The following is a 15,567-nucleotide window of genomic DNA, read 5'->3' as shown; positions in this document are numbered from 1 at the left end:
GAAGTGAGAGGTCATCCGGAAAGGCCAGTGCCGAGGCAGTCTCCCTTAGTCGAGAGACGACCTCGGCACTGGCCGTGATCCTTGACTGGCCCCCAAGTGGCCGTCGGCTACTTCGAGTTCATCTCGATGGCCATGGCCCGGTCGAACCGGCCGTCGGCCAGCACCTCCCAGCTCGGCAGTGAGGCCAGGTACTGGTAGAAGGCCGAGTGGACCATCACCGTCGCCAGGGACTTCAGGTCCTCCTCGGTGACGTCCCCCTCCGCGAACACCCGCGAGTCCTCGTCGTTCACATGGCCGTTGATCCGGCGGGCCGCATGGGCGTACGCGTCCGAGCGGATCTGGCTGATGTACGTCTGAGACCCGTCGGCGCTGCGCAGCTCGCCGTCGCCGCCGACCGAGAAGTGCTCGCGATCCTGTTCCAACTCGGTCTGCGCCGACTTGTAGGCCTCACCGATCTCGATGTCCAGGCTCTTGACCTTCGCCGAGCCGTCGGGGTTGACCAGCATCTCCTTGCTGATCGTCCCCTCGGCGTAGAGCAGACGCTGCCGCTCGACGCTGACCGCCTGACTCTCGGCGACCGCAACCCCGACCTCGACGTTCTCGATGAACTGGTCCTCGTCGAACATGCTCATCCCCTCGTACGCGTCGGGGTCGACGACCACCGGAGCGTTGGGGTCCTGGCCCTCGTCGACCGTGGTCATCGTCGTGATGACCTCCATGACCTCGTCGGCGTAGACATCGGGATCCAGGCGCTCGATGTCGACTTCCTGGTAGCCGTAGATCTCCTTGTACTGCGCCTTCGCGTCTGCGGCCTTGACTGCCTGCCGCATGCGCTTCTCCAGCATCTTCACGAAGTCCGGCTGGTTCATCCGCACGTCGAAGTCCATGGCACTGGACAGCGTCGGGATCGTCTGCAGCGAGTACGTGTGCCCCGGGTGCTTGATCGTGTTGCCCAGCAGCCGGAACGACATCGGCAGGATCGTCTGGTTGCGGTTCCAGATCGGCGCGTCGCCGGCCCGGAAGACGATCGAGTTGCGCGGCGAGAGGAATGCCATGTCGTTGTAGCTGATCAGCGGCTCTTCCTTGGTGTTCATCGTGTAGGAGACCCGGCCCTCGGTCTTGCCGCCGATGACCTTGTCGAGATCCTGGCTGATCTGCTTGCTGTCACGGTACGACCGGTGCGTCTTGCCGCTCATCTTCTCCAGCGTCTCGATCATCGAATCGTCCGTGGACTTCAAGAAGACGATGTTCGAGGTGTTGCCCTGCACGATCTTGTCGACGCTCTCGCCGTAGACGTCGCGCAGCTGCTGCAGGGTCTGCAGGATGAGCGTGAACTGCTGCTCCTGGCCCAGGCCGATGGAGAGCATCGTCTCGAAGCCGTCGATGCCTTTGCCCTCGGACTGCAGGTTGCCGAGCTCGTCGAGCATGAACCGCGTGCGATAGAGCGGCTTCTGGTTCGACTTCGTCATGTACGCCTGGTCGGCGCTCACGTCGAACAGCTGCTTGACCAGGATCAGGATCAGCTTCGCGTACTTCATCAGGTGGGGTGGAGCCACCAGGAACAGCGCCTTGGGGGACTCCGAGTAGCGCGACAGCGTCTGCGTGATCGCCCGTGCCTGGTACGAGACCTTCTCCGGGTTGCCGACGCCGGAGAAGTCGAGTCGTGTGTCCGGGTAGAGCGTGTCCCCGGGCTGGAAGGACAGGATCTTCCCGTCCCGGGTGCCGCCCTCACGCACCGGCTTCAGCTCACGCATCACGCCGTTCTTCACGATCTTATTGCCCGTCACCGGCTCGACCACGTAGTGCCGGCCGTTGAGCGAGACCTGGTAGTTCTTCGTGAAGCTGAAGTAGAAGGTGCGCACCAGCATCTTTGTCTGCGGGTTGACCAGTTCCAGCTTGAGCCAGGCCTCGTCGTCAGGGAACTTGCCCTTGAAGTTGTACCGGGCCCAACCCTCGCGGCCGACGATCTCCTCGTGCTCGAAGTCCTCACCCAGGTTCTCGGTGAACATCGGGTCCGCGTAGGCCGACCACACGGCCTGCTGACCGACGAGGTGGTCGCGCTTGACGTAGTTCGGCGCGAAGCGCACGCCGAGGCGACGCGGGAAGCTCAGGCCGGCCAGGTCGGTGTTCTGCGAGGGCTTGCCCGAGGTCAGCGTCGAGATCGTGGGGTCGGTGAAGAACGACATGGCGGTGATCGCGATTCCGTACACCGAGGCCAGCATCTTCTCCGCCCCGGCCATCGAGCGCAGCGCGTTGTGGGCGTTGCCCACCAGCGTGCGCATGTTGTTGCGGGGCAGCTCCTCGCTCGCGTTGAAGTACAGGCTGAGCATGTCCTGATCGGCCTTGCCCTCCCACATGAAGGCCTGGGCCGCAGCCTTCTTCTGCTCCTCGGCCAGGGCGTCCTCGTTGTTCTCGAACTCGCCGGCCTTGACCCGCTTCTCCAGCTCGGCCTCAGGGTTCTTGATCTTCTTCGAGCTCATCTGCACGAAGAGCTGGTAGCAGTTGTAGAGCGTGGCCTTGCCCCAGAGGTCATCGAGCTTCTGCTCCAGCAGCGCCGGGTCCATATTCAGCACGGCTGCGGCGCTGCGCAGCTCCCGCTCCTCCTCCAGATAGAAGTCGATGAGTCCGTAGGCCGCGCGCTTGAAGGCGTTGTTGGCGGCGTTGGGCCAGACCGGGTCCTCGCCGCCGTCGAGCGGAAAGAAGATCCCGGCGATGTTCTCCACGTACAGCGCGCACTTGGTGAAGTTGCCCTCACGCGCCGCGTCGGCCGCCAGTCCCAGGGGGTTGTAGATGTCGGTCTTCATGGAGTTGATCAGGTTGAACTGCACCGGCTCGAACCCGCGTGTGACCAGGGGCACGTAGTTCTTCACCAACAACTCGCCCTTGGGGTCGTTGATGACCATGTTCGAGGGCTTCTTCTCCCGCGACCACATGTCGATGATCGGCTCGATGTACGTCTGGCCCTTACCGGCTCGGGTGATGGCCAGCACCATGGTGTTCACCGGCGCGGTATCGACCACGTACGCCCCGGCCGGGCGCTGGACCTCGTACGCCGGGAACTCCCAGTCCTTCTTGATCAGGTCAGCGACGGTCTTGTACGTGTCCGATCCGAAGCCGAGCTTGTCCCGGTTCTTGCCGTCAGGGTTGTACGGGATCCGTGCCGTGTCGTACTTCTGCCGCAGCGTCTTGTCATCGGGGAGCCCGGATGCCTCGAACAGCTCGTTGCCGAAGTCTTCGTCGATGATCGGCAGGGTCTGCGTCAGCGAATCGCCCTCGTCGTCGTCCATGACCTCGCCGGCGTAGTAGACGAGGTTCCCCTCCTCATCGATGACGTCCTTCTTGGCGCGCTGGGCGACCTCGACGGTGCCCAGGCCCTTCTTCTTGAGCATCATGTGGCTGAGCATCGAGCTGACCTGCACGCTTGAGTGAGCACCGGCGTCAGGGAACCAGTCGTAGTTCTGCTGGATCTCTTCTGGCAGGGAGATGTGCTGGTCGTTCTGGTACTGGTTGATGTCGCTCGTGGTGTTCATCAGGTTCGCCGCGGCGACCTTCCGCGAGAACCACGTACCGATGATGAGGGCGACCATCAGACCCGAGCCGAGCGTGATGAAGAGCTTGAACCCCGAGACGTCGGCCAGCTGCTCGCCGACCGTCGTCGCGCTCTTCTTGGGCTCAGCCGGCTTCTCGGCGCTGGGCTTGCCGTCCTTCGCCGCGGTGTACCAGCTGGGGACCGGAACAGCCTCAGCGCTGTGGTAGCACTTCGCCTTCACGTCCGGGTTGCCGTCCTTGGCCAGGGGCCGGTAGCACTTCACGACCGAGCCGCCCGCACCCGTCGTGGTGTCCTGGACGTAGTACACGCTCGGCTTGCCGGTGCCGTTGCCGGGCACGCCCGAACCCACGGACGCGCCCACCGAGAGCACCGCCGTGGCGATGAGCGAGTAGAAGACCCAGGCGACGATCGTCACCAGCACGCCGGTAATCACCGCGACGACGATGCCCGGTCTGGTCGACCTCAGAGTCAGGAACGTGCTGCGGTCCAGCTGCTGGTTGTCGTGGACGTCTCGGTTCGTCAGCGTCTCGCCGGGCGTCCGCGCCGAGATCTTGTCCCAGCTGCTCGCCTTCGGCCGTGTTGCCTTCCGCCTGTTCGTGGCCATCGTGATCCCTTAATCTCGAGCCTCGCTCGTCCTGCTGTCCTGCTGTCCAGTGCGCCTGCCTGGGCAGACGACGACGGCGCATGGGGAATGCGCCCATGCGCCGTCAGATCACCCCGTCGGTCATGACCGGTCCGCTCAACGGGTCAAGACCACCCCGACGATGAAGCCGGCCGCGCCCATCAGGAGCGAGAGCGTGACGATCATGACGACGAGGATCTTGTTCGAGCGGCTTTGCATCTCGGAGGCCCGCGCCAGCTCGTTGGCGTAGGACTCCTTGTCGGCCTGCATCTCCGCCAGGCGCACCTCATACCGCCTGGCCACTGAATCCTCGACCGTCGACAGCTGCTGGAGCAGGTCGGTGACCCGTGCCACCTGGGAGTTGGTCTTCTCCTTCTCCAGGTCGAGGTTGTGCTGCCACTCGGCGTCCCGAGCCGTCATCTGCGTGATGGCGTCCTTGCGGTTGCGTTCGAGCTCGTCCTCCATCCGGCGGATCCGGTCGGCGTGCTCAGAGCGCACCGACTCCAGGAGGTCCTGCTGCTCCCGGCGCAGGGCGCCGATCTCGTCCGTGGTCCGCAGGTGCTCGGCCAGCGCCTCGGACTGGGCGATGTCGGCCTTGCGGTTGTCGTCGACGATCCGCTGGATCTCGGACTTCCACTGGTTCAGGCGCTCTTCCTCGGCCGCCAGGTATTTTGACTGCCGCTCGGCCAGCACCTCGAAGATCCGCGTCTGCCCGGTCTGCATCTTCAGCGTCGCGTCCGAACGCCGGACCCGCAGGATCTCCTGCTGGTTGTGCGCGTGGGTGTCCTCGATGTCCCGCTCGATCCCGGCGATGGAGTCGGTCTGCTCGCGCTCCATCTTCGAGCGGTTGCGCTCCTTGTACTGCAGTTCCGCCGAGAGCGCCGCCTGCTGGGCCACCTTGGAGGCCTGAGACTCGTAGTCCTTGGCGATCTCCGCCCGGCGGGCCCGGATCTTCTCATCCTTCTCCGTCTGCCGCTGCTGGTGCTCGGCCTCGGCGGCGTCCTTCAGCAGCTTGTACCGGGAGCCCGCGCGGTCGGTGGCCACATCGCGGATGACCTGCTCGGTGTGCGCCGACATGAGGTTGACGTAGAGCGCACGCAGCTCATCCTCATGCGCGGAACGGAGCTGCATCAGGTCTGCGTTGGCCTGCCGGTTGAGCTGGGCGACCTGGTCCCCGAGCCACTTCGTCGCGCCCTCGGGCACAGCGATCTGCACGACCGGCGCGCCGATGGCGAAGGTTGCGTTGAACTCATCGAGCCGGACGTCCAGGTCCAGCTCCTCGGAGAGGAACCGACGGGCGATGACGTCGCGCACCTGGGCCTGATCGGCCAGCAGCACAGTGTCGCCGGCCTCCTGGTAGTCGCCCTCGACGCCGTAGCCGGCGTCGGTCTCGTCGAAACCCTCGTAGCCGGCCACCTCGTCGCCGTCGTAGTCCGGCTCCGACTCGACCGGGACGGCGCCCGCGTCGTCGATACCTGCGGCGTCCTCGCCGAGCATGGGTGCGTCCGCCCCTTCATCCGCGTCGACGACGTCGCTGAAGAGCGGCTCGTCGTCCAGGCCCTTGGCAGCCCCCTCGTCACCGGGGATTCCCTCGAAGATCGCATCCCCCTCGTCCTCCCCGAGGACCGCGGGGGCAGTGGCTCCAGCCTCGGCGGCCAGGCCGCTGTGCTCTTCCCATGCCTTCTTGCCCACGGCTTCTTCGAGGCTCGTGGTACCTGCAGCGACAAAGCGTGCCTGCGCGAAGGTCGCATCGTTCACGAGATCGACGAGCAGATCGCCGCTGGGCTTCTGCCACACGACGGCCCAGGCGTAGGTGGCACCGGTGAGCAGCGAGTACTCCTCCATGCGCGCGAGAGTCTCGTCGGTGGGGATGATGCCGAAGACCTCCTCTTCGAGCATCTCCGCCGTGGCCACCGTGCGGATCTGGTCGGAGCTGATGAGCTCGATGATCGAGCCCTTCGCCTCGTTCCGGCCGTGCCGCTTGCTCAAGCCACCGATCGAGTCGGCTGCGAGCACGAGCATCACCCAGGCCGTACCGCTGGGAAAGACGAACTGCGTGTTCGACCGCAGCAGCTCTACCGCCGCCGGGATCGCCGTTTCTCTCACCACGGAGGCCAGAAGCTCGTCGGGCTTCTTCTTCCGCTCCTTCCTGCGGCTTCCCGTTGCCGTACCCAGAATGCCCATTGATGCGCGATCCCTCCGTTAATAAAACACAGTTCACCTAGTTTATGGGTATCTTATCGCCTCTCTATCGCGATAGGCAATCACGGGGCATGGATGGGCTATCGACTCATGAGTCGACTCGTTCCCGCCGTCCTCGGACCGGTTCATCGCACCGCGCTGACCTCGACGTAGGCGTCGGAACTCAGCAGGTTCTTGTCGTCGCTGACCAGGTCGCCGACGACGTCGATGCGGATACGCCGTTCCGAGGGGTGCTCGTTGAGGAAGGTCGCCACCGCGGTGGTGACCTCGTCGGTCAGCCTCGCCACAGCCGCACGCGCACCGCCGGCATCAGAGGCGGTATCGCCCTTGTCCTCGATGAGGTACTGCAGGACCCTCGCATCGACGTCGATGCGCACGTTGTGCTTGACGAACACCTCCTGCACCATCTGGCGCAGCTTCTTCCACACGATCTTTTGTTGCGTCAGCAGCGACAGCGGCTGGAAAGGCACGATCGCGTCGATACGGCCCAGCAGCTCGGGCGGAAACCGGTTGTTGCCCGTCGTCGAGGAGATCGAGCGGCGGATGAGCTTCTCGTACTCCAGCAGCTGCTTGCCCGACCCGGTGTCGTCCGCCGCGTACTGCGCGATGTCCTTGTAGATCTCCGAGCCGGCGTTCGTCGTCAGCACGATGTAGGTGTTGAGGAAGCTCACCTCGCGGTTGTTGGCGTCGTTGAGCCGGCCGTCGTCGAGCACCTGCAGCAGCACGCGTGTCACCATCGCCGAGGCCTTCTCGACCTCGTCGAAAAGCAGCACAGCGTGGGAGAGGGCCCACACGCGCTTGGTGAGCTCAGAACGGAACGCCGCGAACGACGAGTCCTCGGCGTACTCCGTCATGTCGAACCGGATCAGGTGCCGCTGGTCGTCACCGAACAGTAGTCGTGCCAGCTGCTTCGTGAGCTCCGTGTTGTGCGTGACCACGAACTGACCAGCCTGGTAGAGGTGCTCCTCGTCGTTGACGTAGATGCACGACGAGCTCTGCTGCTCCGGCAGCTTCTCGATCGACGCGATGCCGACCATGTCGAACTTCTTCACGCGCTTACGACCCGAGGTCTCGATGGCCGCGCACCGTGCGATCTCGTGCTTGCGGGGGAGGGAGAAGAACCGGGCCTTATCCTCGTTGCCGACCTTCACGTGCACGCCGTACTCGACCAGTTCGCGCCCGCCCTCCTTCGTGCGTGTCCACGACTTGATCGTGTTCGAGACGCCAAGCGAGAACAGCACCTCCCTAAGGTCCTCCGTGAGCCCCTTGGAGAACGTCGAGTACGAGACGTTGAAGCGGTCGTTCGAGGCACCGATCGATCCGTCGGTGTCGAAAAGGCCCCGCACCAGCGCCCACCGCTGCTGTACCGATCCGTGTTTGTACCTCTCCGGGATACGGCGCTCCGCCGAGCGCGCACCGATCAGATCGGGAACCGAGGCAAGCACGTCCTTCGTCTGGTACAGCGAATCGCGGCAGTCCTCCACCGGGCCAACACCGACAGGGAAGACCCAGCTGTAGTTGTGTCCGTACGACTTCGGTGCCGACCCCAGCCATTCGCCCACCATCCACACGGTGTGGTCGGCGTCGTCCCCGTCAGACGAGAGCGTCAGCTGCCTCTCAGTGAGGCACCCGTTACCGATGAGGACGCCCAAGACGTACGGATCGACGTCGAAGTCCTGCTCCGGCCAGTGCACCGGTCCGTTCGCCGGGATGAAGAACTTCAGATCTTCCCGAGAGTCGCCGGGGTAGGTCCGCACGACGCCACGCTCGACCATTTCCTGCGTGCTCAGGACCATCGGCGCGACGTCCTTGCCCGCATGCTTCTTCGACCGCTGCTTGGCTGTGTAGACCGTCCACAAGTGCGGTCCTCCAACGTCGAGAGTCCGGCCGTCCCAGAGCGTGACCCGGTAGACGTCCTGCATGCCCTGCGGGAAGTGTCCGAGCACCTCGACCGGGTGACCTTGGCGACCGAACACTCTGTCGCCCGGGACCAGGTCGCCGTGCAGCTTCCAGGTGGTCTCGCCGTCGCTCGAGTAGACAGGAACCTGCGTCGAGTCGATGCAGAATTTCCCCGTTCCCGTCGATCCCGTGAACAGCAGGCTCGCCATCGGCTTTCCCTTGTCGTTGAGGTCCGCCACCGACAACTGCAGACGACGCGCCACCGCGCCGGTCGCCCAGTCCTGGCTGAACACCTTGGCGTCCAGCTGCTTCTTGATCTTCGCGCCGTCGACCCGGAATGCGACGTTCACGTTCAGGGACTCCATGAGCACGTCCGAGAGCAGGTCCCGGTCCATCGGCCGGTGCGTCAGGCGATGCCAGCCGACCATGGAGTCGAGCACGAGGATCGACTTGCGCGGCTGGGCGCTGGCCGGCATGTAGCGCTGGGTGTACTCGTAGATCTGCCGGAAGACGTGGTCGTCGTAGAACTCGTCGGCCACCCCGTACCGTTCGGCCATGCCCTGCAGGATCTTGATGGTCGTCGCCTGGTCCGGCGGGTTGAGGTTGATGCGCTGCAGGCGCTCGACGAGCGGCTGGTTCGGCGAGATGTGCTTGTGGAACTCCTCGTAGGTCGTCGCCGCGATGATCCTGATGCCTCGGGTTCCCGAAGCCGCGAGGACCGGCTTGATGGCCTCGACAGCGGCGTCGGAGAGCTGGATGATCTGGTGGAACTCGTCGATGAAGAGCACCACTTCGTGCTTCTCGTCCTTGACGAAGTCCTCGGCCTCGTCGAAGAAACCCTTGAGCTTCGAGGCCATGTTCTCGGCGTTGCCCGCCTCGGAGATCATGCGCGCCGGGTCCACCTCCAGGTAGAGGCGGCCCGGATCCACGAGCATCGTGGCCTGGACCAATGCGGTCTTTCCCGTTCCGGCCTCGGCCAGTAGAAGCGCATTGCACAGCTCAGGGCGGCTCATCGAGGCCAGCAGCTGCATCGTCTCGTGCTCACGGCCGACGATGTCGCGCTCGGCCTTCTTCAGTGGCTCCGAGAGCTTGGACAGGAGTGGGTAGCGCTCGTTGAGCTGTGCCTCGTGGAACATGCCGCGCAAGACCTCTCGACTGGACTGAAGATTTAACTGGAAAATCAGTCGAAATCCTATCACCGGTAGCATTCAATAGGGCATTGAATGGAGAATACGAAAGGCCCCGGAGTGGACTCCGGGGCCTTTCGTTCCATGCACTGGTCGCGGGTCGCTCACCCGCCGTATTCGGACTCGCGGAACCCTGCCGGACTGGGGTGAGGGCTGGAGTGGAAGCGCGGCGCCGAGGGGGCAGGCCAGGCGGAGGTGCCCCGGGCCGGGCGGCCCGGGGCACGGAAGTGAGGCGGTGCCTCAGTCCAGGCACATGCGCACGTCGCGGTAGACGTACTTGCCGGAGACCCAGCCCGTCTTCTTGGTGTTCTTGTCGGTGATGTACACCCAGGTCGCGCCCTTGGTGGTCTTGTGCACCGTGAACTTGTGCGACTTGTAGAGGACCCCGACCGCGGTCGACTTGGTGGTCGCCTTCGAGCGGATGGTCACCGCGCTGGTGCCGTGCACCGCCCACGGAAGGTAGGGGTTGGTGGTGCAGGACGAGGCGGGCACCGCGGTGGCGACCGACTGCGGCGCGGCGGTGGCCGCCGGGGCGGACAGCAGCGGCAGGGCGACGGCGGCCGCGGTGGCTGCGAGTACGGCTATGTGACGTGCATACATGTGCAAACCTCCATAAAAGGGGTGTGGTTGGGTAGGGGTGTGCCTCGGCGAGAGGTCGGTGGGCAGGCGCTGGCGGGGTGTCGTGTCACCGGCGTCGCCGGGGCCTGGAAGGCGGGCCTGGCCGTGGTCAGGTCAGGGCGTTTCTGCCCGGTCGCTCCAGGAGGGAGCGGTGTGGGGGCGCGTCGCGTCGGCGTCGCGCGGTGGTGCTAGAACCAGCTGGCGGCGACCCAGCCCTTCGTGCCGTACGAGCTGGAGGAGAGGCTCTCCCCGTAGTACCAGCGGTTGCCGTACTTGTTGACGGCGGAGCACTCCACCCAGAACTCGCCGGCGGAGTCGAGGTGGCCCTTGGACTTGTAGGCCACGCCGGGGCCGGTGCGGATGTTCGGCCACTCCAGGTTGGGGCCCCACACGGAGTGGTTGCGGTCGTTGCGGGTGCAGGCGGACGAGCCGACGGCGGACGCGGGCGTGGCGACGGCGGCGAGGCCGCCGAGCAGGACCGCGGTGGCCGTCGTCGTCATGACGGCGTTGCGGATGGCGGATCGCATGAGAAGAAACCTTCGGTTGGAGGTGTTCGTCGAGGTGCGGGGGACGCTGGAGACGCGGCCCCCGCCCAGCGCGGCGGACGCGCTGGGGATCTGTGGATCAGCCGTGCGAAGCTGGCTGATCGCCCTGACGGGAGCGGCGCCGTGAGTACGTCGAGGCACCCACGGCAGCGAGGCCGACAGCGAGCATTCCGCTTGCGACGACGGCGAGTTCACCAAGTGACATCCAGGGGCTTTTCGAATAGGGCTTAACTCGACCTCGGTCTCAGCCGACCGCCGGCTCGTCGACCTCGACCTCAGCTGCCTGCTCCTGCTTGGCCTCGGGAGCCGGGGCCTGAGCCTGCGACTCCTTGGCCGCCGCCCGTGCCTCGCGGGCGGCGCGCATGGACGCGAACTGGTTGTCCAGCGTCTTGTCGTCGACCTTGAACTCGGAGGCCTCGACGGACTTGGTGTTAACCACCAGGCCAGTGCCGCGCGTCGCGGGCATCACGTTGCCCTTGAAGCCGTAGATGGTGCCGACCTCAGTGCCGTCCTTGTTCAGGATCGGCTCGGTGTTCGGACCCGCAGCCTTGACAATCTCCTCCATCTGACCGGTGGAGTACGGAGCGCCGTTGTTGTAGCGGACCTTGCCGTCCTCACCCTGAACCCGATCGGACTTCAGATGCAGGTTCGTCTGCTCCGGACCGCGCGGATCTCGAGCGTCGAGCTGGACGTCGGCGTACTGGGACTTGCCGTCCTTGGTGACGCCGTTCTTGTAGACCTTCGCGATGAGGTTGACTCCGGTCATCGCGCCCTTGCCCTTGAGAAGTGCCATGATCTCTTCCTTCCGTTCGTTCCGACTGCCCTCTGACAAGTCGGCCGCGATCAGTCACATCGTCCGGACAAGGTATTGAGTCCCGCCGAACGCTCTTCACGCTAATACTCTCATAGAGCATTCGACAAGGCTGCAACTAGTCTTTCTGTTCACGTCCAAAGTCAGTCGAGGTGGAAGGTGACTGCGAGTCGAATGCCATCCTGGCATCCGCTGTGGTCACAGCCTGATCGACCTGGGCCTGGACCCGCACGACGAGGCCGGCGTCCAGCGACGAGGCCTTGGACCGCCGCATCCGCTCGGCCTGCCCGCGCTCGGCGCGCAGTTCCGCGATCCGGGAACGCAACACGAGCGTGCCGGTTTCCTCGTCCGTCTGCTGAAGCGTCAGCTCCCGGGAGGCCCGTGTCATCGCCGCGACATCGTCCACCGGCAGATCAGGAATTGCCTCGGCCTGGCCGGACTGGTCCAGGTAGTCCATCGCCGCCAGCAGCAGCCGCCGGCGATCCCTGGTCATCTCGACGAAGGTCTGGCGCGCGTGCGGCCCGATCTCGACGTCGGTGACGAAGTCGTGTCCCAGGTGGTGCAGGTCCAGGGCCTTGACCTCGTCGAAGTCATACGCGGCACCGGCGACGATCTTGAAGTCCGTGCTGACCGCGTCGGTCTCCGTACTCGCCTGGTCCTCGGCGCTCGACCCCACGCGCAGCACCAGGCCGGAGGAAGCGAGATCAGCCCGCAGGCCGTCCAGCTTCTGGTCATAGGACTGCTTCATCGTCCGGATGCGCGCGTCCAGCACCGCCCGGCCGCGCTTGCCCTCAGTCAGAAGCCGGCCGCCCGGCTGATCGTAGATTGTCCGGCCCAGGTTCTCGGCTTCCTCGGGGTCCTTCATCCGCTGCAGGGAGGCATCCGCGCGCAGCGCCATGAGCGAGAGCAGCCGCTGGCCGTAGGTCGCCACGTCCTGCTGCTGCTCGTACCACTGGCCGGCGTCCCCGAGGAAGGGCAGGAAGTGCTGGTACTTGCTCATCAGCCGCCGGTGGTAGTTCTCCTCGAAGCGGTAGAAGTCGTAGAGCGGGCGCGAGTCCTCGGCGGCGACGTCGGCCTTCTCGGCCTGTTCCCACTGGTGCGCGAGGTCGCGGTAGACCCCGGCCTTCTCCCGATGATGCTGCAGGCGTGAGGCGTAGCTGCGCAGTCGGAAGCCGAAGGAGACCAAGTCGGCCTCAGCATTCTGGTCTTCGCCCTGCCGGTCCGCGGCGAGCACCGCCATCTGCTGGTAGTCCATCCCCATGACTTCGAGCATCGGCGTGCGCACCCGCAACTCCGACTCCGGCATGGCCCGCAGCATCTGGTAGACGCCGTTGACGGCGCGCTCCATGATCTGCATACGTCCCTGCTCGACCAGCTTCTGCCATTCCTCCGTGCTCAGAGACTCCTTCGCGCGGCGCTCGTTGGCGTAGTCGACGATGCGTTCCATGGCCTCCGGCATCGGGGACCCTGCACGGTCGAGTTGCTCCTTCACGAGCTCGGTCACCAGTTGGTTCGCCTTGCGCATACGGGCGTCATTCGAGCCGGCGCGCCACAACGTTCGGTCTGCCGGCAGGCAGGCGAGCAGGAACTGCGGCAGGGACTCGGCACGGATCCGCTCGTGCGCCCACCGCTTGATGAAGGTGGTGACGTTGCGCCGCTCGTAGCCGACAGCGCTGGCGAGATGAGCCACCGCCTGCTTCTCATCGAGCCAGGCGTCAACACCGCGGCGGAGCCTGGACTTGTGCCGGTCCAGGAGCTTGCCGCGCTGCGTACCGTTCTTCGTCACCTGGCCCCGGCCGCCGTCGACCATGGCCAGGTGGCAGTGCACGTGCTCGGTGTCGGCCTGGATGACCCCGACGTAGCGCAGGTCGTCGAAGCCGCTGGTGCCCGAGCTCATCCGCTCCAGACCGTGCATGATCGCCATGCGCAGCTTCATCTGGTCGATGTGGCCGCGGTAGTCGCCGCGTGCCTCGCAGTGGAAGTCCTGATCGACGATGCGGTGCTTCCTCAGGTACTCCTCGTCGAAGGACAGCACCGTCTTGAGCACGGTCTTGCCGTTCTCGAAGTGCTGCTGGATGTCGTTGCCGGCCGCGCGCAGCTGCTCGTCGGAGAGTGAGACCGAGCCGTAGCCGAAGGCCACGCCGCCGTCGCCCTGGGCCTGGCGCATCTCATGCTTCGCCGCGCCCCGCGAGATACCGGCGCGCTCAACGGCAGACTCCCGCGCCATGTAGCGCATGATGAAGTCGTCGGTGCGCAGGCGCTGGATGGGAGCCAGCGACTCGGTCGCCTGCTCGCGGGCCATGTACCGAGTGACGTAGTCGCCCGGCGTCGCACCGCGCGATCCCCCGCCGCCGGGCAGCGGCACGCTGAACTCGTTGACCACGATGATGTCCTGCTTCAGGCCCATCGTCGCTCTCCCTCCTGTCTCGGTACCGATGCACTACGGCCCCGGCTGCTGTCCGCCAGCAACCGGGGCCGCGCTCGTCATGCCTGGTCCGTCCTCAGGACCCCAGGCTCTGCTCGCCGTCCTCGCCGAAGTCCAGATCGGCCGCATGCTGGGCCACCTGGCGCTTGCGCTCGTCCAGGCTCGGGACGGGCTTGACCTCACGTCGTCGGGTCTCCTGCTCCTGCTCCTCCAGCTCCAGGTCGAGATCCAGGTTCAGGTCGCGCTGCGCCTCATGGGCCGGAACCGGGGGAGCGAACGGCTCCTCCTGCTCCTCAGCCGTCTGCAACGCTGCCGCCACGCGCTCCCGGTAGAGGTTTTCCGTGGTGCCCTCGGTGCTCGCGCGCTCGGTCTGGTACTGCTCCCGTTCGGCGGCGATCTCCGCCTCGATCTGCTGCAGACGCGCGCTCATGCCGTCAGCGACCGGCGCTGCCTCAGGCACAGGCGCTCCAACGACCTGCTTGACCTCGGTGTCCAGGCTCAGCTCGTCCTCGGTGAACAGCGAGTTGATCGCGTCCGAACGTGCCTTCAGCCCGCGCGCATCGACCACAGCCTCAGCCCGCGGGACGCCGTCCTTGGAATGGTCGGCGAAGTAGCCCGCGAGGTCGTAGCCGCTGGACTCGAGATCGATCTCCAGGCCCCCGATGTCGTGGATCTGGGTGAAGACCACGGGCGCATCGCCTTCGGTCTGCGCCCCCGACGGAGCGAGCACGAGCATGTCCGCCGTGGCCGGCAGCTCCCACTCGATCCCGGTGACCTGCTCGGGCACGGCGAAGCCGCTCGTGAAGTAGCCCTTGCTGGCGAGCGCGACCAGCTGCTGGTCGTCGAACTCGTAGAAGGCGTCTACCTTCTCGCCCTGGCCGGGGGAGTAGGTCACCTGGGAGATGCCGAACGGCAGGGCCCTGGCCGGGGTGACCGAGCGCAGCTCGCCCGTCATGTGCAGATACGGGCGGTAGTTCTCCTCCTTGCCCCGGTGCTTGAGATCGAGCGATTCGACCATGACGCCGAGCTCGGCGGTCACCCCCTCCAGCCGGTACGTCTCCACTCCCCGTTCACGCAGGACACGGTGGGCCCACACGTCGTTCATCGTCAGTCCTGCGGTGCGCATCACGTGCTCCTCTTGCGGTTGGTCTTGCTCTGGTTGGTGGTCCTGGTCGTGGACTTCGGTGTGACGTCGGCCCCGGTCGCCTCGCCCCGGGCGTCCCGGATCTTCGCGATCATCCGCGTTGCCCAGCGCCACATGCCGCGCATCACGACGATCTCGCCCGCGGCGAGCACTGCGACCAGGAAGAGGAGCGGCATCAGCCACATGGCGATGGTTCCGTCCGCACTGAGCGCACCCCTGGATGCGCCCGACTGCTGGTGCAGCCATGCGCCCAGCAGCGGGATGATGACCATGGCCGTGATGAACGCCAGCAGGCAGTCGGCGAGAAGGACGATGACCCGGAAGAACCCCGCCCACACCACGACGGAGAACCTGCCGGTCTCCTTCTTCGGGGCCAGACGCCGCCATCCGGTGCGCAGCTTCGAGTCCTTCTGCTCCTTCGCGGGCTTCGCCCTGGTCTTCTTCGCCGTCGCGGCCGTGCTCGTCGGGGCGGTCGTCTCGGTCTTCTCCAGGGTCTGGGTCGACATGTTCGTGTCCTTACGTCTCGTCGGGGTCTTCTTTGGTGCGTGCTGAAGCGGTGGGCGC

At 65.6% G+C, this 15,567-nt stretch carries 10 protein-coding genes; 1 reads left to right on the top strand and 9 read right to left on the bottom strand.

Annotated features, from left to right (window positions below; genetic code table 11):
* Positions 1-107: 107 nt before the first annotated feature.
* The 5 genes from QQS16_RS05400 to QQS16_RS05380 form a co-directional block, all read right to left on the bottom strand.
* Positions 108-4,154: a type IV secretory system conjugative DNA transfer family protein gene (locus QQS16_RS05400; protein WP_286060461.1), complete on the bottom strand. Its 4,047-nt coding sequence runs from the start codon at positions 4,152-4,154 to the stop codon at positions 108-110.
* Between the two features lie 135 nt (positions 4,155-4,289).
* Entirely contained in the window at positions 4,290-6,356 is a 2,067-nt protein-coding gene (locus tag QQS16_RS05395; RefSeq protein ID WP_286060460.1) for a coiled-coil domain-containing protein, read from the bottom strand.
* A gap of 143 nt (positions 6,357-6,499) precedes the next feature.
* Complete coding sequence (locus QQS16_RS05390) at positions 6,500-9,472, bottom strand: AAA family ATPase (RefSeq protein ID WP_286060459.1); 2,973 nt, start codon at positions 9,470-9,472, stop codon at positions 6,500-6,502.
* 228 nt (positions 9,473-9,700) lie between these two features.
* Positions 9,701-10,060, bottom strand: a complete 360-nt coding sequence (locus QQS16_RS05385) for an SH3 domain-containing protein (protein ID WP_286060458.1) — start codon at positions 10,058-10,060, stop codon at positions 9,701-9,703.
* 206 nt (positions 10,061-10,266) lie between these two features.
* Entirely contained in the window at positions 10,267-10,605 is a 339-nt protein-coding gene (locus QQS16_RS05380) for a hypothetical protein (RefSeq protein ID WP_044472790.1), read from the bottom strand.
* Between QQS16_RS05380 and QQS16_RS05375 the strand changes: the two genes are divergently transcribed.
* Positions 10,604-10,750 carry a hypothetical protein gene (locus QQS16_RS05375; RefSeq protein ID WP_158697430.1) on the top strand — a complete coding sequence of 49 codons (147 nt, stop codon included), beginning with the start codon at positions 10,604-10,606 and terminating at the stop codon, positions 10,748-10,750. The genes QQS16_RS05380 and QQS16_RS05375 overlap by 2 nt on opposite strands.
* A gap of 117 nt (positions 10,751-10,867) precedes the next feature.
* On the opposite strand, the gene QQS16_RS05370 is transcribed toward QQS16_RS05375, so the two are convergent.
* From QQS16_RS05370 to QQS16_RS05355, 4 genes are all read right to left on the bottom strand, one after another.
* Positions 10,868-11,416 carry a hypothetical protein gene (locus QQS16_RS05370; RefSeq protein ID WP_286060457.1) on the bottom strand — a complete coding sequence of 183 codons (549 nt, stop codon included), beginning with the start codon at positions 11,414-11,416 and terminating at the stop codon, positions 10,868-10,870.
* 136 nt (positions 11,417-11,552) lie between these two features.
* Positions 11,553-13,841, bottom strand: a complete 2,289-nt coding sequence (mobL, locus tag QQS16_RS05365) for a relaxase MobL (RefSeq protein ID WP_286060456.1) — start codon at positions 13,839-13,841, stop codon at positions 11,553-11,555.
* Between the two features lie 94 nt (positions 13,842-13,935).
* Positions 13,936-14,985: a hypothetical protein gene (locus QQS16_RS05360; RefSeq protein WP_286060455.1), complete on the bottom strand. Its 1,050-nt coding sequence runs from the start codon at positions 14,983-14,985 to the stop codon at positions 13,936-13,938.
* The gene (locus QQS16_RS05355) at positions 14,985-15,509 is read right to left on the bottom strand and encodes a hypothetical protein (protein ID WP_006378766.1); all 525 of its coding nucleotides are present in this window, start codon (positions 15,507-15,509) and stop codon (positions 14,985-14,987) included. Before QQS16_RS05355 ends, QQS16_RS05360 begins: the two co-directional genes overlap by 1 nt.
* Positions 15,510-15,567: the final 58 nt, after the last annotated feature.

Origin of the sequence: Streptomyces sp. ALI-76-A (assembly GCF_030287445.1) — a bacterium.
Taxonomy (GTDB): Bacteria; Actinomycetota; Actinomycetes; order Streptomycetales; family Streptomycetaceae; genus Streptomyces.
Note: the sequence above shows the minus strand (reverse complement) of the source record. Positions and strands in the feature narration are given on the sequence as shown.

What these genes read in the sequence shown, in the direction of transcription:
- QQS16_RS05400 (WP_286060461.1), bottom strand. Translation starts at nt 4,154, where the DNA reads ATGGCCACGAACAGGCGGAAGGCAACACGGCCGAAGGCGAGCAGCTGG.
- QQS16_RS05395 (WP_286060460.1), bottom strand. Translation starts at nt 6,356, where the DNA reads ATGGGCATTCTGGGTACGGCAACGGGAAGCCGCAGGAAGGAGCGGAAG.
- QQS16_RS05385 (WP_286060458.1), bottom strand. Translation starts at nt 10,060, where the DNA reads ATGTATGCACGTCACATAGCCGTACTCGCAGCCACCGCGGCCGCCGTC.
- QQS16_RS05375 (WP_158697430.1), top strand. Translation starts at nt 10,604, where the DNA reads ATGAGAAGAAACCTTCGGTTGGAGGTGTTCGTCGAGGTGCGGGGGACG.
- QQS16_RS05380 (WP_044472790.1), bottom strand. Translation starts at nt 10,605, where the DNA reads ATGCGATCCGCCATCCGCAACGCCGTCATGACGACGACGGCCACCGCG.
- QQS16_RS05370 (WP_286060457.1), bottom strand. Translation starts at nt 11,416, where the DNA reads ATGGCACTTCTCAAGGGCAAGGGCGCGATGACCGGAGTCAACCTCATC.
- mobL (WP_286060456.1), bottom strand. Translation starts at nt 13,841, where the DNA reads ATGGGCCTGAAGCAGGACATCATCGTGGTCAACGAGTTCAGCGTGCCG.
- QQS16_RS05360 (WP_286060455.1), bottom strand. Translation starts at nt 14,985, where the DNA reads ATGCGCACCGCAGGACTGACGATGAACGACGTGTGGGCCCACCGTGTC.
- QQS16_RS05355 (WP_006378766.1), bottom strand. Translation starts at nt 15,509, where the DNA reads ATGTCGACCCAGACCCTGGAGAAGACCGAGACGACCGCCCCGACGAGC.